The following is a 21,008-nucleotide window of genomic DNA, read 5'->3' on the forward strand; positions in this document are numbered from 1 at the left end:
TGTAATGGTAGTAGGAGATTTCCCTATTGAAACAGATACTCTTGTCATTGGTGCGGGACCTGGCGGCTATGTAGCTGCCATCCGCGCTGCTCAGCTTGGACAAAAAGTAACAATCGTTGAAAAAGGCAATCTTGGAGGCGTATGTCTGAATGTCGGATGTATCCCTTCAAAAGCGCTGATCAATGCAGGCCACCGCTATGAGAATGCAAAGCATTCTGAAGAGATGGGGATCACTGCTGAAAACGTAAAAGTTGACTTTACAAAAGTTCAAGAATGGAAAGCCTCTGTCGTTAATAAGCTTACCGGCGGTGTTGAAGGCCTTCTGAAAGGCAACAAAGTCGACATCGTAAAAGGCGAAGCGTACTTTGTAGACAGCAATTCTGTACGCGTGATGGATGAGAATTCAGCTCAGACATACACGTTCAAAAATGCGATCATTGCAACGGGTTCTCGCCCTATCGAATTGCCAAACTTCAAATATAGCGACCGCGTACTGAATTCAACAGGCGCGCTTGCACTGAAAGAAATTCCTAAGAAGCTCGTTGTCATCGGCGGCGGCTACATCGGAACTGAGCTCGGTACTGCATATGCAAACTTCGGCACTGAAGTTGTCATTCTTGAAGGCGGAGAAGAAATCCTTCCAGGCTTTGAGAAGCAAATGAGCTCTCTTGTTAAACGTAACCTGAAGAAAAAAGGCAACGTTGAAATCCATACAAAAGCTATGGCTAAAGGCGTAGAAGAAAAAGCTGACGGCGTAACCGTTACGTTCGAAGTGAAAGGCGAAGAGCAAACGATCGATGCGGACTACGTACTTGTCACTGTCGGCCGCGTTGCAAACACGGACGAGCTTGGACTTGAACAAGTAGGCGTTGAAATGACGGACCGCGGCATCATCAAAACGGACAAACAATGCCGTACAAACATTCCGAACATCTATGCGATCGGTGACATCATCGAAGGTCCTCCGCTTGCACATAAAGCTTCTTATGAAGGTAAAATCGCTGCTGAAGCGATTGCCGGAGAAGCAGCGGAAATCGACTATCTCGGAATTCCTGCGGTCGTCTTCTCTGAGCCTGAACTTGCATCTGTGGGTTACACTGAAGCACAGGCTAAAGAAGAAGGTCTTGCAGTGACTGCAGCCAAATTCCCGTTTGCTGCAAACGGACGTGCGCTGTCATTAAACGAAACTGACGGTTTCCTTAAACTTGTAACACGCAAAGAAGACGGTTTAGTCATCGGTGCACAAATTGCCGGAGCAAGTGCTTCTGACATGATTTCTGAGCTGAGCTTGGCAATCGAAGCAGGCATGACTGCTGAAGATATCGCCATGACAATCCATGCTCACCCTACATTGGGAGAAATTACAATGGAAGCTGCAGAAGTTGCCATTGGCATGCCGATTCACGTTGTAAAATAATTAAATGAAAAACCCCCAGCAGGGGGTTTTTTTTATGTATTTTAATCGCTCAAGATAGAAAATCCCCTTGCACATACACAGGGGATTTTTAATGCTTCAATTCTTTTTGAAGAAGCTTTACAATTTTATCTTTATCTTTTATTTTTCCTTCAATTTTAACCAGTACTTTTTTATCATGAACAAGCAGCAAGCTTGGAAAGATTTTAACCTCTTTTTTCCACTGGCCTTTTTCATGTGAAATTTCCATATTTGAAACCTGTTCGGGAAATTCTTTTTTTAAATCCAAAAGCGCATCATAGTAAGCCACTTCCTGCCCCATATGCTCGTCATCGGAAAAAAAGATGAGCTTGAGGTGGCGTTGGTTGGCGCTTTGCTGCTGCTCATGGTCAGGCATGATGTGAGATAAAGAACATCCACTCGTCAAAAAAAGGAAACAAATTGCGGCGGTGAATATCGCTCGAAACCACATGACGTCTCCTCACCTCTCTATATAATGCAAGCCGATTTTCCTGTTCGATTAGTAAACAATTCCTATTTTATCATGATAATTGAAATAATCTTTCGTTGTTACCCATTTGTTACACAATTGATAACTGCTGTTTTATTTATGAGACGTTGCAGATTGAACGGATTTGATGGGTACATAGTCGGAATCAGCAGGGAAGCGTTCTGCATAAGCTTTAAGCAGGAATACATATATAACATGAATGGCCTTTTTTTTGAAAAAAGAGCAAAAATGATTTAAATGTGTTATACAATTAACCATTGACAATATTAATGTGACATAATATTATAAAGGTAACAAATTTAAACGCTTCCATTTTGAAAAGAAAAGGGGAATGAAAGATGGGCACGATCGTTTGTCAAGACTGCAATGAAACCATTCAGCATTTTGAAGATGAGAAAGTGACGATTCTTTACGGAACGTGCGGACAGTGCAACTGCCATCTTAGAGAGGAAGAATAGAAAAAAGCATGCGGCCATTTACAGTGCCGCATGCTTTTCTGTTTTTTACAGGATTGCTTGCTGTTCTTTAATGACGCGGATCATATGGAGGGTGTCATCTTCCGGTCCCTGAACAGGCAGCCCTGCTTCGAGGTTCTTTTCGATGTAGTTGATATTATCCTCGGTAATGATCTCGCCTGGAATGAAGATCGGTATCCCTGGCGGATAAACCATCACAAATTCGGCAATGATTCTGCCGGCGGCTTTTTTAAACGGAATGATTTCCGTATTTGCATAAAAAGCGTCACGCGGTGTCATTGCAAGCGCTGGAATGTTTGGCAGAAGCACTTCAGGCTTGCGTCTGTTTTCCGCAGCAGAGGCGGCCTGCTGAGCGATGTCGGCTAAGCCTTTGATCAGCGCATCCGCATCCTCTTTCCGGTCTCCCGGTGTAAAAATGCACAGGATGTTGTATAAGTCAGAAAGCTCCACTTCGATTTGACATGACTCGCGCAGCCATTTTTCCACATCATGCCCGGTCAGCCCGAGGTCTTTCACAGATATGATCAATTTGGTCGGATCATAGTTAAAAGCCGCTTTGGAGCCGAGGATTTCCCTCCCGACGCATGAAATACCGTTGATTTCATTGATGCGATCCCTTGTTTCATCAGCGAGCTTAATCGTTTGTTCGATCAGTTCGTGTCCTTCTGTGGCTAAGCGTTTTCTTGCGACATCAAGTGAAGCGAGCAATAAATAGGAGGTCGATGTCGTCGTCAGCATGCTTAAAATCGATTGAACTCTTTCTTTTGAAACAAGACCTTCTTTCATATTGAGAATCGAGCTCTGTGTAAGGGATCCTCCGAGCTTATGAACGCTCGTCGCCGCCATATCCGCTCCGGCCTGCATGGCAGAAAGAGGCAGATCTTCGTGGAAATGGATGTGAACGCCGTGTGCTTCGTCAACAAGCACAGGGATATGAAATGAATGAGCCAGCTCCACGATGCTTCTTAAGTCTGCAGCTATGCCGAAATAAGTCGGGTTGATGACTAGAAGCCCCTTTGCGTCAGGATGCTCAAGCAGCGCTTTTTTCGCTGATTCAGGGGTGATTCCGTGTGAAATTCCCAACTCATCGTCAATTTCCGGATGGATGAAGATCGGTACTGCGCCTGAGAAGACGATCGCTGACATGACCGATTTATGAACATTTCTTGGCACGATGATTTTGTCTCCGGGGCCGCATACGGCCATGACCATCGTCATGATGGCGCCGCTCGTTCCCTGGACGGAAAAAAAACGTGTAGTCGGCTCCGAATGCTTCAGCCGCCAGATCCTGCGCCTGTTTGATGATTCCTTTCGGTGCGTGCAGATCGTCGAGAGGCTCGATATTGATTAAATCTATGCTTAATGCGTTTTCTCCGATAAACGCCCTGAATTCAGGGTCCATCCCGGAGCCTTTTTTGTGCCCGGGTATATGGAACTGGATCGGGTTTTTGCCGGCGTGTTTTTTTAATCCGGTATATAGGGGTGTTTCGTGCTGCAACAATTGTTTTCCCACCTTCATGATAAACCTGCTATTTCCTTAAAGACTATTCTTTATCAAAAATCGTTGAGTTATTTTGCGTTTTTGCTTGATGGCATAAAACAAATGAATTATATTATGTTCTTGAAAGAATGTAAAGAACATTTTATCATCTTTAAGGCTTCTCTGTCCCTTTGGATAGTCGCAAAAAAGAAAACCAATACTAAAGCCAAACAAGCCGTCAGGCCGAACTGCACAAGGAGATGAACCAAATGGAAGAAGGATACCAATATCCGATGAATGAAGACTGGAGCACAGAGGAAGCGATAGACGTTATATCGTTTTTTCAGACGGTTGAGCTCGCTTATGAAAAAGGCGTTGAGCGCGATGTACTAATGAGTGCTTACCGCCGCTTTAAAGAAATCGTTCCGGGAAAAGCGGAGGAAAAAAAGCTCTGCAGCCAGTTTGAAGAAGCGAGCGATTACTCTCCGTATCAGGCAGTCAAAAAAGCAAAGGAACAAACGGAAAATACGAAAATTAAAATGTAATGAGAAAATCCAAAACAAAAAGGGATGGGCACAACAGGCCATCCCTTTTTGTTTAAACCGATACTTTCTGCGTCAGGCGGTAAAGGAAGGCGAGCTTTTCAAAAGCCGCTTCGATTTCGGATAGAAACGCCTCTTCGCTCATTTGCAGCACTTCGTCTTTTGCAAGCTGAATACCGCAAAGTGCTTCTGCTTTCTTCACGTTGACGAGACGTTCAAACAGGTTCTCCAGCTCTTTATCGTCCATCTCAGACTGTCTTATGACGCCCGGTTTCGTATGATCGGCCGACCAGACAAAACGGCTTGGAATGTTGCTTTCAATGTCCGGCAGATGCTTTTTAAACAGCTGGCCGTATTCCTGCTTGAGAGGAGACTCATAGATCAATGCAAACCATACGAACACGTGGGTTTCCCATAAACCAATTTGGAAATGAGGCAGCTTTTTATAGCCGCGCTTATTGTTTGCAAAAGCAACCCAGCTGTCGTCCGGCGGATTGACCGAGCGGCGCGCGTGCTTTGCGACGTGGACAAACATTTCATCTCCTGTCAATGCGGACAGTACAGGCGCAAAATGATCGCCGAGCCCTTCAAGTTTCGGGCGCACGGTTTCTTTCAGAACGCTCATCCGCGCATCTAAACCTTCTATTGTAAATGTACGAAAATCCTCTTCAGTAAAACGCAGACTGCTCATTGTGTTCCTCCTTGTCCAATCAGTAAAGATATTGTATCACAGTCGGCTTTTCAAACAAAAAATTACGTTTCGCTTCGCGGATTTTGGGGAATCGTTAGGTAAACACACAATTTTTAGAATAACGTTGCGAATGTTTGAGCACTTCATACGATATGAATAAGAAATTAATATAAATCACGCTTAGGACTAAAACCAGAAGGATTCTCTTTGACATCAATTTTCTCTGGAGGGGGCGTAGGGCACATGAAACCAATTGTGAAACAAGGATTGAAAGAGGAAAAAGACAATCGGGCCGCTGTTTGGAGGCTTGAGGTCGATTATGAACTTGCAACGCTTTTTGAAGCCATGGAAAAAAAGGATGAAACCCAAATCGAGTTGAGCAAGCGCAAACTGGAACGACTCAGAAAAGAATGGATTAGATTATATGGTTGAAACCATAATAAAAACGAACCGTTTGAGAGGTTCGTTTTTATCTGGGCCGCCTGATCATTTGTCATTTTTCTTGATTTTTCCCGGCTAATATCAGTATGCTATGAATAAATCAACAGGTATACATAGAAAAGAGGTAGTGTGATGACAAACTGGAAGGAAATCGACCGCCTGGCGAAAAGCTGGGTGAAAGAAGCTGGTCAGAGAATTCAGCAGTCAATGAAAGAAAAGATGACAATCGAAACGAAATCGAATCCAAATGACCTTGTCACAAACATTGACAAGGAAACAGAGCGTTTTTTCATTGAAAAAATCCAATCGGTTTTTCCGGATCATCATATTCTTGGCGAAGAAGGCCAGGGGGACAAGCTTACATCTTTGGATGGCATCGTTTGGATCATCGATCCGATCGATGGCACGATGAACTTTATTCATCAAAAACGCAATTTTGCGATTTCAATCGGCATTTTTGAAAACGGAAAAGGCAAAATCGGTTTGATTTATGATGTGACTCACGACGAGCTTTATCATGCTTTTCAAGGCGAAGGTGCTTACATGAATGATACAAAGCTCGGCAAGATGAAAGAAGTGCCGCTTGAAGAATCGATTCTGGCCATCAATGCGACATGGATCACCGAGAACAGACGGATCGATCCAAGCGTATTATCTCCGCTTGTCAAGCGCGTCAGAGGGACCCGGTCATACGGTTCAGCGGCTTTGGAACTTGCTTATGTTGCAGCCGGCAGAATGGATGTGTATGTGACGATGAGACTTGCCCCTTGGGATTACGCCGCCGGCTGCATCCTGCTTGATGAAGTCGGCGGAACATATACGACAATTGACGGGAAGCCGCTCAATTTTCTTGAAAACCACAGCATCGTAGCCGGCAATCCGGCAGCTCATCGAGCGATTTTCAACGAATATTTGCCGCATGAATAGCAGGTCTTTCTCTTCTTCCGATTTCGCCTTTTTTGAGGAGCTGGCCGAAGCAAGCCCCGGGTGGACGAAGGAAGAGCTTGACGGAAACAGCCTGGAACGCTATATGAGTGCTTATGCGATGTATAACGGTGAATGGCTCGTGTGGGAAGACAGGGGCCTGCCGGCGGCTCTGAGCTTTCATCTCGAATGGGCGCCTTCTAACGGCAAGCCTTGGCTCGGAACGCTTCTTGTCCATCCCGATTTCCGCCAAAAAGGCCGGGCAAAAGAAGTGATTGAAACGATCGGCAAACGTTTGAAAGAAAAGGGACATAAAGCGTTGTTTGCGGCGGTGCCATATGAAAAGGACGCGTGGCTGAACATGCTCGCCCGTTCGGGATTTGAACAGCTGAAAACGGAAAAAGATAAAGAGGGAAAACGATATTTGATTATGGTGTTGCCCCTTGCTTGATGCTTCAATGAGACTTGTTTGACAACAGGTCTCATTTTTTTATGATTTTTTGAAACATAATGCTACTTCGTTTGTTTATGATGATGAGGCCTTAATTTGATGTAAAGGAATTGTGGTGGAAATTGATTGAACTATTTAGTGATTATGTGCTCCATTTTGAACGTTATTTTATTTTAAGCAGGCAGAGCATGCTTGTCATTCAGTGGTGTTTGACAGGCCTTGCCCTTCTGTATGTCGTGTCATTTCATCCGAAAGTGAGCAGGCGGCGCCTCTTTTTTTACGCAGGCATCGCGCTCAGGCTGATTTTGGTAGGCGCCCTTTCGTTTGAATTGGCTCACCAAATGAAAGCCGCTGAGTTTTCAAACCTGTACATAGAAGAACAAGATGCGCTCCTGCCTTTTATGCAGTTTTTGCTGTTCGGCTATATTTTGCTTGTCTCATTTCATTATATGATGACACTCGCAGAAAAAGGGGGCAAGGGGCTGTTTTTTGCATTTGACATTGCGGTGATGACGATGCCGTTTTTCCAATCGCTGTTCGGCTCTGCTGTCTATTTAAAGGAAAACGGGGCTGATCTCGAACAATTGCTGCTTGTATTGGTGCTGCTCATCGGGGTTCCGGGGCTGATGATCTGCTTGTTTTTTCAGCTTTATTGGAAAAGAAACCGTTACGTTCTCCTTTTGATTTTTTACATTGTGACGATCGGCGGTTTCTTCATCAAAAAGCTCGGCTACGAATTTTTTCCGCTGAACGTATTTCTGACCATGCTCGGTTTTCTTATGACATATCACTTGCTGAATGGCTCGAGAAAGCCTTTTTTGATGGTGAAGCGTGTTTTAGCCGCGGGCACCGCCGTATTTTTCACACTACTTCTTAACCCTTTTTACAATTTGGCAGATGCCGCTTTTACAATCTCACACCCTGAGGTTTCAGACGTGGTTGATGCCAATTTTCAACCTGTTTCGGTTAAAGAAGCGAAGCAGACTGTCAGCTCGTTTTTTCCGACGGACAGCTTGATCTATTTGTCAGCCACCAACCAGGATTTTCACAACGTTTATCATTTTAAAACGAAGGATTACGAGGCGTACGTTGACGGTTGGACGGGGGTGATCACCAATTATTACAATCAAAAAGAGCCTAGCGGGAATATCCTGTCCGATCAGGCGTATATCAAGCGGTCGAAGCAATTTCTGCGGGAACACGGCCGCGAACTTGACAAACAAATCAAGGCAAAAGTAAGCCGTGATGACGACGAAGCTACTGTTGAATTTTACCGTGAAGGCCAGGATCCTGAATTAAGCACAATGGGGTTTACTTGGAGGAAGGAAACACTGATAGGTTTTTCCGAGGACACGTCTGTTTACAACTTAGAAAGCGTGAAACAAGCCCGCGTTTCTGGTCAGGATATCGAGCGGGGTGTTGAAGCGGTCTATCGTAAGCTGGGTATACCCGTCTCAGCTTATCAGCTGACAGATATTGATTTATTATTTCCATCCAGCCTCAACTCGGCATCCATAAACGTGAAGACAAGCGACGGAACGGAGATGGCGTTCCATCCTGTAACAGGTGCATTAACGGCTATTACGTTCAAATCTGAAAGCGCCTTGCCTTATCGCGGACAAGAGCTCGAAAAACGCTTGCTTTCATTATTTGATCAAGACCTTTCTCAGCTGAAAAGGGTGGAGTTAGAAAAGGATCTGATAGAATTTCAGAAAAAAGAAAGCGATGCTGTATTAAATACGAGCTGGACCATGACGAAGCATGAAGAGGGAGCTTATCTGACTGTGAGAAAATATTTTCGCAAAGCGGATGAAAAGCCCCCCTACACATATGCAGACGGGGAAAAGGCTTTTCGGAAAGTGTCTGAACACTATCAAAAAGGGTTGGTTTATTATAAACGGACGAAGCTTGTGATTGTTTCAGACGGGGATCAAAAGAGCCGGTATGCGTGGCTTGTCATCATCCAGCCGTTCGGCTCAAACGAACATGATGCATACTTGGTTGATGCCGTAACAAATGAGGTGAAACAATTTGATGACAAGTGAAGAAAAAAAAGCGGTGTTTCTTGATTTGTATGAGCTCTATCAAGAAGGTGAACTGGAAGAGGAAACCGTGATCTGGATGAAAGAGCATGAGCAGCTTTTTCAAGGCCAGGCTGAAGAGGCAGCAGTCGAGAATAGAACGCTTCCCGGCATACAAAAGGCAGATGATCGTCAGCAGCTCCGTCATATCATGGTTTTTGTTTACTCGTTGTATGGTGCTTTCCTGCTCCTTTCGATTTGGATGACGGTGTGGTTTTTTTCTAAATGGCTTCCAATAAAAAACAGACGATTGAAGAACTGTACAGGGAATATTATCATGACATTATGTACTATTTGTACAGGCGAACCCATCAGCTTGAGACGGCGAAAGACCTGGCACAGGATACGTTTCTGAAAGCTTTTGCGGGCCTGGAGTCTTTCAGAGGCCATTCCTCGATCAAAACATGGCTGTATACGATCGCGCATCATACGTTTATCAACTGGTACAGAAAAGATAAAAAAATCCGGTTTTCCGATGTGACGGCCTGCGGCGACATGGAACAGCACACGTTTGAAATGCCTGAGCGCCATTTGGCAAACGCCATAAGGCAGGAGGAGCTGAAACATCACATTGACCGGCTGAAAGAACATTACCAGACCGTACTTATTTTAAGAGAGTTTCAGGAGCTTTCCTATGAGGAAATAGCGGAAGTGCTCGATTGGAAACTGTCAAAGGTAAAAACCAATCTTCACCGGGCTCGCCTTGAGCTGAAAAAAAGCTTGGAAGGCAGGGAGGTTTAACAATATGAAATGTCATCTTGTGAGAGATTTACTGCCTCTATACATAGAAGGCGATTGCAGCCGCAAAACGGAACATTTGGTTATGGCGCACATCAAAACGTGTGCAGATTGCCGGGAAATGTATGACATGATGAGGGAACCTGTCAATTTTCATGATGACGACAGATTGCCAACGGAAGCAGGAGAAGCGGAAGAACAAAAATTCAGGAAAGAATACTATCAAAGGCTGATTCTCAAAGGGGCAGCGCTTTTTGGCGGAGGCTACTTGCTGATGCTTTTGATTTATTTATTCTTTTTATAAGAACTGGCGGGTAACCTGCCGCCAGTTTTTTTGGAATTTAATAATCAAAAGCCCCTTCAGCCGGAAGGGGCTCTTTTTTATTCAAGCAGGCCTTTTTCGCGCATTCTTTTTTTGAGAGTAAAACCGCTCCCCATAATGACGATCAGAATTGCGACGGCAATTGCGACGCCGGCAGCGCTTTTTTCGGCGACTGCAACGCCGATCATCATGATGCTGATCACTGCAGCAAGTGCGAATAATAAGAATATCCATTTGATTTGTTTCACTGTTTTCCCATCCCCTTAGTATGAAGTCTACTCTTAGTTTACAGAAAATCGCGCTGAATAGAAAGGGTCAACCGAAGCTGGATATTTGAAAGAAATTGAAATAACTTCGTTCGTCAGTTATAATATGAAAGATTATCTAAATTTTTTAGGAGATGAAAATGTGAAACTTCGAGAAGATCTTCGCAATATCGCTATTATCGCCCACGTTGACCATGGAAAAACGACGCTTGTGGATCAGCTCCTCCATCAGGCTGGCACATTCCGTGCAAATGAAAACGTGGCGGAGCGCGCCATGGATTCCAATGACTTGGAAAGAGAGCGCGGCATTACGATTTTAGCGAAAAATACAGCGATTAACTATAAAGATACACGCATTAATATTTTGGATACTCCGGGACACGCAGATTTCGGCGGGGAAGTTGAGCGGATCATGAAAATGGTCGACGGCGTTCTGCTTGTTGTTGACGCTTATGAAGGCTGCATGCCGCAAACCCGCTTTGTGCTGAAAAAAGCACTTGAGCAAAACTTGACGCCAATCGTTGTTGTCAATAAGATCGACCGCGATTTTGCCCGGCCTGAAGAGGTCGTTGACGAAGTGCTCGATTTGTTTATCGAGCTTGATGCCAATGAAGAACAGCTTGAATTCCCGGTTGTTTACGCTTCTGCGATCAACGGCACCGCTTCAGCTGATCCGAAGCAGCAGGATGAAAATATGGAAGCTTTATTCGAAGCGATTGTCAACCATATTCCTTGTCCTGTCGATAACCATGAGGAGCCTTTGCAGTTCCAGGTCGCTCTGCTTGACTACAATGATTATGTCGGCCGTATCGGAATCGGACGCGTGTTCAGAGGAACGATGAAGGTCGGACAGCAAGTTGCTTTAATGAAGCTTGACGGTTCTATCAAGCCGTTCCGCGTAACGAAAATCTTCGGTTTCCAGGGCTTGAAAAGGGTCGAAATTGAAGAAGCGAAAGCCGGCGACCTTGTCGCGGTATCAGGAATGGAAGACATCAATGTCGGAGAGACCGTCTGCCCGATTGAGCATCAAGAGGCGCTTCCGGTTCTGCGCATTGACGAGCCGACGCTTCAAATGACGTTCGCGGTTAACAACAGTCCTTTTGCCGGTCGCGAAGGAAAATATGTCACGGCCAGGAAGATTGAAGAGCGCCTTGAACAGCAACTTCAGACAGATGTCAGCCTTCGAGTCGATCCGACGCCATCTCCTGACGCCTGGGTCGTATCCGGTCGCGGTGAGCTGCATTTGTCGATTTTAATCGAAAACATGCGCCGTGAAGGCTTTGAACTGCAAGTATCGAAGCCGGAAGTCATCATTAAAGAAATCGACGGCGTTCGCTGTGAGCCTGTTGAACGTGTGCAAATCGATGTGCCTGAAGAGCATACCGGATCTGTAATGGAATCAATGGGCGCGCGCAAAGGTGAAATGATCGACATGATCAATAACGGAAACGGGCAGGTCCGCCTGATTTTCAACGTTCCTTCACGCGGATTAATCGGCTACTCAACCGAATTCCTTTCCCTTACACGCGGTTTCGGGATTTTAAACCATACGTTTGACAGCTATCAGCCTGTTGAGCCTGGGCAAGTCGGCGGACGCCGCCAAGGTGTGCTTGTTTCAATGGATACCGGGAAAGCTTCAGCTTACGGCATTCAAGGCGTTGAAGAACGCGGCGTGATTTTTGTCGAGCCGGGCACAGAAGTATATGAAGGTATGATCGTCGGCGAGCACAACCGTGAAAACGACCTTGTCGTCAACATCAATAAAATGAAGCAGCAGACAAACGTGCGCTCAGCGACGAAAGATCAGACGGTCAGCATGAAAAAACCGCGTATCATGTCGCTTGAAGAATCGCTTGAATACTTGAACGAGGATGAGTACTGCGAAGTCACGCCTGAATCCATCAGATTGAGAAAGAAAATTCTCGACAAAAACGAACGCGAAAAAGCAGCGAAAAAGAAAAAGCTGGCAGGATTGTCGTAACATTTGCAGAACCTAAAAAAAGAGCAACCCAACTAAGCAAAGGGGAGGGGAATCTTTTTGACTGATGTAAGTGAACGGCTGTCGTTTTTTGCCGCTCTTTATAAAGTGGACCAGAATCCTGAGGCGGGAATGTGGTGGCTTTATGCCACCATCTTCGTCCTGTCTGCGGTCGTCTTTAAACTGGGGTTCGCCAAACGGCTGCCGCTGTTGAAAACGGCGATCATTTACTTTTTTCTGGCGCTAGGCTGTACGTTTTTAACTTTTTTCGGCGTTTTTCTGCCGGTTGGAGAAGGGCTGATCGTAGCCGTTTTAATCCTTTCGATTTACAAAATCCGTCTGCACCGTTCGAAAAAAGAGCAGACGGGGGCGAATACGTAGAAAAGACATAGCCAAAGAAGGCTATGTCTTTTCTGTATCCGCCAGAAAATCCGCTGTTAATAAGTCCCGAAACAAAGCCCTGGCAAAAAGAATCTCATCTGCTGAATACCGGCTTAAAAATCGTTTAAACCTTTGTTCGATTTTTTCGTGCTCACGCTGGTGAAGGTGATGAATACTTCTCCCTTTATGGCTTAAGCGGAAGTAGATTTCTTTTTTATTGTCGCTGAGCTGTGTCTTGCTGACGAGGCCTTTTTCGGTCAGCTTTGCGGTGATCCTTGAGACCGTCGCTTTTGAAAATCCCATCTTCTCGGAAATCGAGGTGACGTTGATCGGTTCGTGGTCGCCAATGCAGCTGATCGTATGGATGTCAGACATGTTGAGTTTCAGTTCAGCTCCGAATTCGCGTTCCATCTTTTTCATTTCAGCGGAGATGCGCTCTTTCATGACGGTTTCTTGCTGCTCTTGCTGATGAATGAGCCTGATGTACAGATCGAATATTTCTTGTTTTGCGTGTGTTAAATGCTCCATGCAGAAAATCGGCTCCTTTAATCGATGTTTCTGCTTTGATTATATCATTTTGTTGCGCATGAAACAAAATGATTAAACAGACTGAATGTGAGAGTTCCCGCACCAGCGGTGGATACCATCGGCAATCAATTGCTCCGCGTTTTCCATGGATTCGTCGACAGCCCAGGCCACGTGACCGTCGGGACGGATCAGCGCTGCTTTTACCCCATTCCATTCAGGCCTGCCGTCAATTGCTTTCACTTGTATACGCCGGACGTGAGGAAGGATGGAAAATTCCTTCGTTTCTATCCCGAATGTTGCTAATAAAAAGCGTCCATCACGGAGAAAAGTGTAGAGCCGTTTGACAGTACCATCTGAAAGGGTCAGATCGATATCTGGGAGACGTTTTCCGTTCAGCTCATGTTCAGGCATCTTTTCATCTGCTTCGTATTGCACGCTGAGCGCCGTAATTTGTTCTGCCAGATAGCGATTGACGTCTGAAAATCCGAGAATGCCGGATAATAATTCGCGGAGGTACAGGCCTTCACGTGTAAAATCAAACAGCTTTGTTTGGATTTGTGTATTGACGAGCAGCGCTTCCCCGACAGGGTGTCTTTCATTATGGTAACTGTCAAGCAGCCAGTCGGGGCACCGTCCGTTGATCTTTGCCGCGAGTTTCCAGCCAAGGTTCATCGCGTCCTGAAGCCCGACATTTAAACCTTGCCCTCCCGCGGGAAAATGAATATGCGCGGCATCTCCAGCCAAGAAAATTCTGCCGGAACGGTAATGCTCCGCCAACTTGCTGGCATTTCCGAAGCGGGACATCCAAACCGGGCTGTCCATTCCAAGGTCCGTGCCGCAGATGCGCTTGAGTTCTGTTTTTAATTCTTCCAGTGTGACGGGCTCGTGAAGCAAAGCTTGAGGCATGTGCGGCGCCGTTATGAGGACGCGGAAAATGCCGCCGTCTAAAGGCACGATCACAACGGCACCTTCACGGTTCTCGCAAGTATAAAAATGAGATTCCGGCGGATTTTCAAGCGACACATCACCAAGCATTGCCGTGATATTTGCATCAGTTCCGGAAAAAGCGATGCGCGCCTGTTTGCGAATGATACTTCCGGCTCCGTCAGCACCGACGATATAGGAAGCGGTTAGAAAGGACAGGCCGTCGGGTCCCTGGACGACGAGCTCGGCGGTTTCCTCATGCTCGCGGACAGCGAGAACTTCATGACCGCGAAGGATGCAGACACCGAGATTTCGCGCATGTTCCTCAAGCAGCTTCTCAGTTTCGTATTGGGGGATGAACAATGTAAAATTGGCTTGCGTGTCAAGCGCAGAAAAGTCCAATCCAGTCTTCAGACCGGCAAAATGCCCCGAAGGAATCGGTTTGCCAATTTCCTTAAACTGTTCTCCAAGCCCCCTCATTTCAAGTATCTCGATTGAGCGCGGATGCAGTGTGAGCGCTTTTGAGAATGGAGAAGGCTCTTTCAGCCGTTCGACAATACAGGTCTGGACACCGGCCAAAGCCAGCTCGGAAGCCGTCAGCAGACCGACGGGGCCGCCGCCTGCGATCAGTACATCAAAATCCATGATGAATCACTCCTTTTTTGTTACTCATGAAACAATTTTAAAATACTACAAATGAAAATGTTTATCAACTATAATCTTTAATTTTGTTACTGATGTAACAAAAAAGGCGATAAAAAAGCATGGAGCTTGTCCATGCTTTACGACTTGATCTGCTCTTTATCTTTTCTGTGCGGATATAACTTAAAACGGCCGGTTTTCATCCGGTTTTCGGTTTTGATTTTAATTCGTTCGCTGCATTCATGGCACATATAAGTATGTATCGGCCGGTTTCGGAGACGTTTGGCAATGAGTGTGTCATCATCGATTTTTTCGATTTTGTCACACAATGAACACTTTACCCTCACTTGATTCACCTCGCTTACGATTCATTATACCTTAATCAATCGGACAAATAAATTTTCTCCTTTAGAAAAAAGGAAAAAGCCTGTGCCGTCAAGAAAACAGTGGCACAGGCTTTTAAAAGTTATGGCTGCCGATTTTTCATATGCTTGTTCGATTGCTTATTTTGCTCCTTTTCAAGCTGTTTCTGGTTTCTGTCATTCAGCTGGTCGTTGTTGGATTTTGTAGGATTTGTTTGCTGATTGTCTGTTGCGTCGTTCGGCACTTCAGGAAGGACGCGCCCGACGATGGCTGCCAGCTCGTCGAGAATCCCTTTGACAGGACGTCCCGCTTGAATTTCCCTGCCCATTGCCCGCAGGCGGTTGACGGTGTCGGGATCTGCGACAACGGCGGCGTTTGCTCCGTAAGGGTCATTCTGCAGCGCTTCAGCCACGGAATACTTAATAGATTCGACTTTGCTGCGCTCCAAATTGTCTTTCACATCAATTCCGACGACGGCTAGCCTGCCGAGCACGACGGCGGTCGCATCATTGACACCCGGAACGCTTTCAGTGATCTTCACAAGGCGCCGCGAGATGGCTTGCCCGTCTTTACGGTTCACCGGCTCTTGGGAGCTGTTTTTTACTTGAATCGGTTTGTTGCCGGGAAGCTCGTTCGCTTCATTTCGGGCATTATTTTGAATGCCGCAGGCTGAAAGCAGCATAACGGTTTGAATTAGGATCAAAAAAAAGATTCGCACTTGAGGTTGCCTCCTTAAAAATGCTTTCATTAATTTTTATTGTTGAATTAACCTTCTATCTTTATTCACAAAAACATATATTTTAGCGGGCGCTCCATCAGCTTTTAACCCAATTGAAAAGAAAAGGCTAAAAATCCTGATCAGGAGGCGGAAGATTGAGTAAAATTTATGTGCTGGATACGAATGTGTTATTGCAGGATCCGAATTCAATCTTTTCTTTTGAAGATAACGAGGTTGTCATCCCGGCTGTCGTATTGGAGGAAGTCGACTCAAAGAAACGCTACATGGATGAAATTGGGAGGAATGCAAGGCGCGTATCTAAATTGATAGATGATTTGCGTTTAAAAGGAAGGCTGTATGAAAATGTTCCCCTACCAAACGGAGGAAGCTTGAGAATCGAGCTGAACCATCGCTCTTTTCAGCAGCTTCAAGAAATTTTTATCGAAAAAACAAGCGACAACCGTATTTTAGCCGTAGCGAAAAATCTCAGCCTGGAAGAGGAAACGAAAGAAGACGGCAGGCCGGTTATCCTTGTCAGCAAAGATATGCTGATCCGTGTCAAAGCCGATGCCATCGGCTTGATGTCAGAGGATTTTTTGCACGACAGGGTTGTCGACAATGATGATATATACAGCGGTTATACGGACGTGTACATTCGCCCGGATCAGATGAATTCCTTTTTTGAACATCACGATTTGCCGCTTCACGAAATCAGCAGTGAGATGCTGCGTCCGAACCAGTTTGTCGTTATGAAGGACGCGCTCGGCGGATCATCCTCTGCCGTAGGGATCGTAGATCAAAGCGGAAAAGCCGTTAAAAAGCTTGTTTTCGATCAGGAACAGGTTTGGGGCATACGTTCGCGAAATGTACAGCAGACGATGGCTTTGGAACTTCTTTTAAGACAAGATATTCCGCTTGTCACCCTGATTGGAAAAGCCGGCACAGGAAAAACCCTGCTTGCGTTGGCAGCAGGGCTGCTGCAGACAGAAGACCTGGGGAATTTTAAAAAACTTGTTGTCACAAGGCCGATCGTTCCTGTCGGAAAAGATCTCGGCTATCTTCCGGGTGAAAAAGAAGAAAAACTTCGTCCGTGGGTCCAGCCTATTTTTGATAACCTGGAATACTTGTTCAATGCAAAAAAGCCGGGGGAGCTTGATGATATTTTAGCGGGGATGGGCTCCATTCAAGTCGAAGCCCTCACATATATAAGGGGCAGAAGCATTCCTGACCAATTCATCATCATTGATGAGGCTCAAAATCTGACCAAGCATGAAGTCAAAACGCTTCTGACCCGCGTCGGGGAAGGCAGTAAAATCGTATTGATGGGAGACACCGAACAGATCGACCATCCTTATTTAGATGCGATGAACAACGGCCTGGCCTATGTTGTCGAGCGCTTTAAGGATCAAAAAATTTCCGGAAACGTGAAGCTTTTAAAAGGAGAGCGCTCCCGGCTGGCCAGGCTTGCAGCCGATCTGCTGTAAATAAAAAAAACCGGGCGTTTAACCCGGGTTGCAACTTGTATGGCCCGCGGGCCGGGTTGCCGGCAAGAGCCGATAGCCCGGCCGGGAAAGAGGAGGCGGAGTTTTTCATCGCCTCCGGCGCACCCGTTGCAGTGTTGTAGCTTTAAACAATGTGAATTTCTTTTACTCGTTTCACAGGAGTCATCCTGTTTGAACCGTCGGGAAAATAAACGTGTACAGGCCCGTCTTCGCCAAGCGGCTTGCCATTGTTGCTGAAGCAGAGAATCATGCCGCCCGCTTCTTCGATCGGAACGGAAACGTCTTCACCTTCTGTTTTGAAGAGACATTTGACGGCGGAGCCTGTCACCTCCGCATTTTTCAAAAAAGGTTCAAGCTTGATCCCGAAAGTGCCGTCAAGCAATTTCTCCTTTTCATATTTTTTCTCTGATTTCAGTGTCGGCGGCGATACAGCACCTTCCCTGATTTGCCGTTCCCGGTCAATCACAAGGTCGTCATCTTTTACCTCTCTGAAATCTGAAAAGAACTGATCGAGATCGAATTTTCGGTCATCAAAAATCCAAACGCTCGGATCGAGCGTAATCTGATACTTTACATTTCCTGTGATCGTTACAATGCTCATGTCTCTACCACTCCCTCACAAAAATTATAAGCGCTTTCTTTCAAATTGTCACTTCTCATAACAAAAGCCCTCTCCGGGAAAGATAACAGCAACGACGCTCGGATGGAGGGGAAAAACTTGAATTGCCGGGATAATGAGGAGCTTGAATATTTTGTCACGGAAGCGAAAAAAATGACCGACAAAGGAAAGGTTGCATCTTACATACCGGCTTTGGCTGAATTATCGGAGGACGATTTATCGGCGGCGGTCTACTTTACGGACGGGACGTGTATATCAGCGGGAGACGTGGAAAAAGCCTTCACTCTGCAAAGCATCTCAAAAGTATTGTCGCTTGCTCTCGTCCTGCTCGATCACGGCCCGGAAACAGTGTTTCATTATGTAGGACAAGAGCCGACTGGTGATCCGTTTAACTCCATCATCAAACTTGAAACCGTCAACCCGGGGAAGCCGCTGAATCCGATGATAAATGCCGGAGCATTGGTGGTGACAAGCATGATTAAAGGAGAGACGAATGCCGATAAGATCGGCAGGCTTCTTGATTTTATTAAAAAACTGGCAAATAACCGGAATATTACCTTTTGTGAGAAGGTCGCCGAATCTGAATTTGAAACCTCGATGGTCAACAGGGCGATGTGCTACTACATGAAAGAGCACGGTATTTTTCAGGCTGAGGTTGAGGATGTCATGGATGTGTATACAAAGCAGTGCGCCATTGAAATGAACAGCTTAGACTTGGCGAAAATCGGTTCTGTTTTTGCTTTGAACGGCAAGCATCCCGAAACGGGAGAACAAATCATACCGAAGGATATCGCGAGAATTTGCAAAACATTTATGGTGACATGCGGAATGTATAATGCCAGCGGCGAATTCGCAATCAAAATCGGCATACCCGCCAAAAGCGGGGTTTCAGGGGGAATCATGGGTCTATCCCCATACCGTTTCGGCATCGGCATCTTCGGGCCCTCGCTTGATGAAAAGGGAAACAGCATCGCCGGAATCCGGCTTTTAGAGCTGTTATCGGCGAACTACAGTTTAAGCATTTTTTAAAACGTGAGCGGAAGCTTAAAATGCGAGTCTTTGAAAAACGGCGAAAGGACAGAAATAGCTTGCTTTTTTTCGGCTGAGGCTTTATCATAAATAGAAGAATTAGGTACTCGCCTGGGGAACGGAGGGATACTTTTGGCGTCTGAGATTGTAGTCGACCATCGTGAAAAAGCACTTGCCCTGTTAAAACGTGATGCTGATAAAATCTTAAAGCTGATTCAAGTGCAAATGGACAACTTAACGATGCCTCAATGTCCTCTTTATGAAGAGGTTTTAGATACACAAATGTTCGGACTCTCTAGGGAAATTGATTTTGCTGTCCGCCTTGGATTAGTGGATGAAGAAGAGGGTAAAGAACTGCTTTACAGGCTGGAACGTGAATTGTCTGCATTACATGATGCATTTACAAAAAAATAAATGAACACCTCAGAAGAATCTTTCTGTCTGAGTCAGCTTGTCGACGACGTTTCGATAGAAACAAACTGCCGGCAGGCTTTTTTTGTTATGGAATGAGAAAGAAAACGTCCGCTGATGAAGGAATGAATGCTGTTCGTGCCGAATAAACGAAGACGCATGGTATGCCGATAAAAAAATAGAACGGCTGTCTTGGAACAGACGGACTTTTCTTTCAGACGAGATTCGAAGTCTTATGAAAAGGGTATCTTTCGTGCTTTTTAAGAAAGTGTAGTAAAATAACGAAGGAGTTACCACAAACACATTTTGAAGGCAAGTAAGGAAGAGGATAATAATATGATAAAAAGAATGCTCAAATCCTATGATTATTCATTAATCTTCGCTGTATTCCTGCTGTGCGGGTTCGGGCTCGTCATGGTGTACAGCTCAAGCATGATCACAGCCGTGACAAGGTACGGACAAGACAGCAGCTACTTTTTTGACAGGCAGCTGATGTTTTTGGTGCTCGGAACCGTCATATTTTTATGCGCGGCGCTTTTTCCGTATAAGGCTTTTGCCAATCAAAAATTCCAAAAGTTTTTGCTGCTCATTTCCGTTGTCGCTTTGTTCGGGCTGTTCGTTGTCGGACACGTGGCCGGGAATGCCCAAAGCTGGTTCAGGGTTTCGAATTACGGCATCCAGCCGGGGGAGTTTGTCAAGCTGACCGTCATCTTGTATCTTTCTTCCGTCTATGCCAAAAAGCAAAGCTATATTGACAACTTGGGAGCCGGAATCGCCCCTCCCGCAATCATCACGCTTTTCATTTGCGCCCTGGTCGCTGCTCAGCCGGATGTGGGAACGGCCTTTATCATCGCTTTAATCGCTTTGTGCATTATTTTGTGCTCGGGATTCAGCGGCAAAACGCTGTTAAAGCTCGTACTTTTGGCCGGGGCTGTCCTTGTGCTCGTCAGCCCGCTCATTTATTTCAACTGGGACAGCATTTTAACAGAAGGACGGATGAATCGGTTTGAAAGCTACCAAAACCCGTTTAAAGACGCACAGAAATCTGGTTTTCAAGTCGTCAACTCCTACTTGGCGATCGGTTCGGGAGGGCTGTTCGGCCTGGGTCTCGGCGAAAGCGTGCAGAAGTATGGATATCTGCCTGAAACGCACACCGATTTCATTATGGCGGTCATCGCCGAGGAGCTCGGCATTTTCGGCGTCCTTTTTGTCGTGCTGCTGCTCGCTTTCATCGTTTTAAAAGGGTTTTATATTGCGAGAAAATGCGACGACCCGTTTGGAAGCCTGCTTGCGATCGGGATATCAAGCATGATCGCCATCCAGTCTTTCGTGAACCTGGGCGGCATATCCGGCTTGATTCCTTTGACAGGGGTGACGCTTCCGTTTATCAGCTATGGAGGGTCATCGCTCATTCTGCTGATGGCAAGCGCGGGGATATTGGTGAACATCAGCATGTTTAATGAATACTTTGACCGGTTCAAACGAAAACAGCCTGTCGATACTACAAAAACCAAAGAAAATCAATATAAAAAAAGTATAAATTTTTAAAAAACTAAGCGTGTACAATGTCCATCCG

At 45.7% G+C, this 21,008-nt stretch carries 23 protein-coding genes and 1 pseudogene; 15 read left to right on the top strand and 9 right to left on the bottom strand.

Annotation, left to right across the window (positions count from 1 at the left end; translation table 11 throughout):
• Positions 1-4 precede the first annotated feature (4 nt).
• Entirely contained in the window at positions 5-1,417 is a 1,413-nt protein-coding gene (gene lpdA / locus M1D59_RS08095; RefSeq protein WP_020451247.1) for a dihydrolipoyl dehydrogenase, read from the top strand.
• An 88-nt stretch (positions 1,418-1,505) separates the two neighbouring features.
• Here the strand turns inward: lpdA and M1D59_RS08100 are convergent, their stop codons facing one another.
• On the bottom strand, positions 1,506-1,886 hold the full coding sequence (locus tag M1D59_RS08100; RefSeq protein WP_020451248.1) for a hypothetical protein: 381 nt from the start codon (positions 1,884-1,886) through the stop codon (positions 1,506-1,508).
• Positions 1,887-2,263: 377 nt separating this feature from the next.
• On the opposite strand from M1D59_RS08100, the gene M1D59_RS08105 reads away from it, so the two are divergent.
• The gene (locus tag M1D59_RS08105; RefSeq protein ID WP_020451249.1) at positions 2,264-2,383 is read left to right on the top strand and encodes a GapA-binding peptide SR1P; all 120 of its coding nucleotides are present in this window, start codon (positions 2,264-2,266) and stop codon (positions 2,381-2,383) included.
• A 45-nt stretch (positions 2,384-2,428) separates the two neighbouring features.
• Here the strand turns inward: M1D59_RS08105 and M1D59_RS08110 are convergent.
• Positions 2,429-3,902 (bottom strand): annotated as a pseudogene (locus M1D59_RS08110) (aminotransferase class I/II-fold pyridoxal phosphate-dependent enzyme).
• A gap of 248 nt (positions 3,903-4,150) precedes the next feature.
• On the opposite strand from M1D59_RS08110, the gene M1D59_RS08115 reads away from it, so the two are divergent.
• Positions 4,151-4,426, top strand: coding sequence for a UPF0223 family protein (locus M1D59_RS08115; RefSeq protein ID WP_020451251.1), 276 nt, complete (start codon positions 4,151-4,153; stop codon positions 4,424-4,426).
• A 52-nt stretch (positions 4,427-4,478) separates the two neighbouring features.
• On the opposite strand, the gene M1D59_RS08120 is transcribed toward M1D59_RS08115, so the two are convergent.
• A complete protein-coding gene (locus tag M1D59_RS08120) occupies positions 4,479-5,114 on the bottom strand; it encodes a YktB family protein (protein ID WP_050820754.1) in 636 nt (211 codons plus the stop codon).
• 243 nt (positions 5,115-5,357) lie between these two features.
• Here M1D59_RS08120 and M1D59_RS08125 point away from each other — a divergent pair, with 243 nt between their 5' ends.
• From M1D59_RS08125 to M1D59_RS08150, 6 genes are all read left to right on the top strand, one after another.
• Positions 5,358-5,546, top strand: coding sequence for a hypothetical protein (locus M1D59_RS08125; protein WP_020451253.1), 189 nt, complete (start codon positions 5,358-5,360; stop codon positions 5,544-5,546).
• Positions 5,547-5,687: 141 nt separating this feature from the next.
• Positions 5,688-6,482, top strand: coding sequence for an inositol monophosphatase family protein (locus tag M1D59_RS08130; protein ID WP_020451254.1), 795 nt, complete (start codon positions 5,688-5,690; stop codon positions 6,480-6,482).
• Positions 6,475-6,930, top strand: a complete 456-nt coding sequence (locus tag M1D59_RS08135) for a GNAT family N-acetyltransferase (RefSeq protein ID WP_105978948.1) — start codon at positions 6,475-6,477, stop codon at positions 6,928-6,930. Before M1D59_RS08130 ends, M1D59_RS08135 begins: the two co-directional genes overlap by 8 nt.
• Before the next feature lie 122 nt (positions 6,931-7,052).
• Positions 7,053-8,975 (top strand): hypothetical protein, encoded by a 1,923-nt coding sequence (locus M1D59_RS08140; RefSeq protein ID WP_149169441.1) that lies wholly within the window; start codon positions 7,053-7,055, stop codon positions 8,973-8,975.
• Between the two features lie 261 nt (positions 8,976-9,236).
• Complete coding sequence (locus M1D59_RS08145; RefSeq protein WP_020451258.1) at positions 9,237-9,752, top strand: sigma-70 family RNA polymerase sigma factor; 516 nt, start codon at positions 9,237-9,239, stop codon at positions 9,750-9,752.
• Between the two features lie 4 nt (positions 9,753-9,756).
• Complete coding sequence (locus M1D59_RS08150; protein WP_458117930.1) at positions 9,757-10,053, top strand: anti-sigma factor family protein; 297 nt, start codon at positions 9,757-9,759, stop codon at positions 10,051-10,053.
• A 77-nt stretch (positions 10,054-10,130) separates the two neighbouring features.
• Here M1D59_RS08150 and M1D59_RS08155 read toward each other — a convergent pair whose 3' ends face one another.
• Positions 10,131-10,319: a YlaF family protein gene (locus tag M1D59_RS08155; protein WP_020451261.1), complete on the bottom strand. Its 189-nt coding sequence runs from the start codon at positions 10,317-10,319 to the stop codon at positions 10,131-10,133.
• A 160-nt stretch (positions 10,320-10,479) separates the two neighbouring features.
• On the opposite strand from M1D59_RS08155, the gene typA reads away from it, so the two are divergent.
• Entirely contained in the window at positions 10,480-12,318 is a 1,839-nt protein-coding gene (gene typA / locus M1D59_RS08160) for a translational GTPase TypA (protein ID WP_020451262.1), read from the top strand.
• A gap of 57 nt (positions 12,319-12,375) precedes the next feature.
• The gene (locus M1D59_RS08165; protein ID WP_003181448.1) at positions 12,376-12,696 is read left to right on the top strand and encodes a YlaH-like family protein; all 321 of its coding nucleotides are present in this window, start codon (positions 12,376-12,378) and stop codon (positions 12,694-12,696) included.
• A gap of 21 nt (positions 12,697-12,717) precedes the next feature.
• On the opposite strand, the gene M1D59_RS08170 is transcribed toward M1D59_RS08165, so the two are convergent.
• The 4 genes from M1D59_RS08170 to M1D59_RS08185 form a co-directional block, all read right to left on the bottom strand.
• The gene (locus M1D59_RS08170; RefSeq protein ID WP_020451263.1) at positions 12,718-13,224 is read right to left on the bottom strand and encodes a MarR family transcriptional regulator; all 507 of its coding nucleotides are present in this window, start codon (positions 13,222-13,224) and stop codon (positions 12,718-12,720) included.
• 72 nt (positions 13,225-13,296) lie between these two features.
• Positions 13,297-14,793 carry a monooxygenase gene (locus M1D59_RS08175; RefSeq protein ID WP_216920504.1) on the bottom strand — a complete coding sequence of 499 codons (1,497 nt, stop codon included), beginning with the start codon at positions 14,791-14,793 and terminating at the stop codon, positions 13,297-13,299.
• Positions 14,794-14,930: 137 nt separating this feature from the next.
• On the bottom strand, positions 14,931-15,137 hold the full coding sequence (locus tag M1D59_RS08180; RefSeq protein WP_003181456.1) for a YlaI family protein: 207 nt from the start codon (positions 15,135-15,137) through the stop codon (positions 14,931-14,933).
• 119 nt (positions 15,138-15,256) lie between these two features.
• A complete protein-coding gene (locus tag M1D59_RS08185) occupies positions 15,257-15,871 on the bottom strand; it encodes a YhcN/YlaJ family sporulation lipoprotein (RefSeq protein WP_020451265.1) in 615 nt (204 codons plus the stop codon).
• Positions 15,872-16,026: 155 nt separating this feature from the next.
• Between M1D59_RS08185 and M1D59_RS08190 the strand changes: the two genes are divergently transcribed.
• Entirely contained in the window at positions 16,027-17,355 is a 1,329-nt protein-coding gene (locus tag M1D59_RS08190) for a PhoH family protein (protein WP_020451266.1), read from the top strand.
• A 142-nt stretch (positions 17,356-17,497) separates the two neighbouring features.
• Here the strand turns inward: M1D59_RS08190 and M1D59_RS08195 are convergent, their stop codons facing one another.
• Complete coding sequence (locus M1D59_RS08195) at positions 17,498-17,974, bottom strand: peptidyl-prolyl cis-trans isomerase (protein ID WP_458117931.1); 477 nt, start codon at positions 17,972-17,974, stop codon at positions 17,498-17,500.
• A 102-nt stretch (positions 17,975-18,076) separates the two neighbouring features.
• On the opposite strand from M1D59_RS08195, the gene glsA reads away from it, so the two are divergent.
• The 3 genes from glsA (at position 18,077) to M1D59_RS08210 (ending at position 20,980) form a co-directional block, all read left to right on the top strand.
• Positions 18,077-19,021, top strand: a complete 945-nt coding sequence (glsA, locus tag M1D59_RS08200) for a glutaminase A (protein WP_458117932.1) — start codon at positions 18,077-18,079, stop codon at positions 19,019-19,021.
• A gap of 132 nt (positions 19,022-19,153) precedes the next feature.
• Entirely contained in the window at positions 19,154-19,435 is a 282-nt protein-coding gene (locus M1D59_RS08205; protein ID WP_003181465.1) for a YlaN family protein, read from the top strand.
• A 333-nt stretch (positions 19,436-19,768) separates the two neighbouring features.
• The gene (locus tag M1D59_RS08210; protein WP_020451269.1) at positions 19,769-20,980 is read left to right on the top strand and encodes an FtsW/RodA/SpoVE family cell cycle protein; all 1,212 of its coding nucleotides are present in this window, start codon (positions 19,769-19,771) and stop codon (positions 20,978-20,980) included.
• Positions 20,981-21,008 lie beyond the last annotated feature (28 nt).

This window comes from Bacillus sp. PK6-026 (assembly GCF_054161455.1).